The sequence below is a fragment of the Vibrio sp. 1580 genome (genome assembly GCF_033340055.1).
In genome coordinates, this window is record NZ_JAWOVT010000302.1 from 1 (window position 1) to 694 (window position 694).

At 49.0% G+C, this 694-nt stretch carries 1 protein-coding gene; it reads right to left on the minus strand.

Annotated features, from left to right (window positions below):
- Positions 1-694: hydroxymethylglutaryl-CoA lyase (locus R7093_RS25665; RefSeq protein WP_318147078.1), on the minus strand; the 694-nt coding region annotated here is incomplete at both ends.

Sequence of the window (694 nt, forward strand, 5' to 3'; positions counted from 1 at the left end):
CTTGGCATAAATACAACACGTCTTCTGTAGCAACATTGCCAGATGCACCATGCGCGTATGGACACCCTCCCAATCCTGCGACACTGCTGTCTACCGTGTTGATGCCCATGCTTAAGGCTTGGTAGATATTTGCCAGCGCTTGCCCCCATGTATCATGAAAGTGTACGGCTAAACGTTGGTTTGGAATGCTCGCTAACACCGATTCCAGCATTTCTTTTACACGATTAGGCGTACCGGTTCCGATCGTGTCGCCCAAGGACACCTCGTAGCATCCCAACTCGATCAACGCTTGCGATATGTTGGCTACTTGTGTTGGAGATGTCGCCCCATCGTAAGGGCAATCGACGACGCACGACAGGTATCCACGAACTGGAACATGGTATTTATCGTCCTGAACCATTAATGGCTCGAAGCGTTTCAAGCTCTCTGCAATTGAACAGTTTATATTATGCTGGCAAAAACCTTCTGAAGCCGAAGTGAAAATGGCGACCTGATTGGCGCCAGCATCTAAGGCTTGCTCTAACCCTTGGAGGTTAGGGGTGAGTGCCGAGTAAGTCACCGAGGCTCTTCGCGTGATATTTTGCATGACTTCTTTGGAATCTGCCATTTGCGGAACCCATTTGGGTGAGACAAATGAGCCGGCTTCGATGTGACTCAAACCCGTGTCAGAAAGTAAATCAATCAGACGGATTTT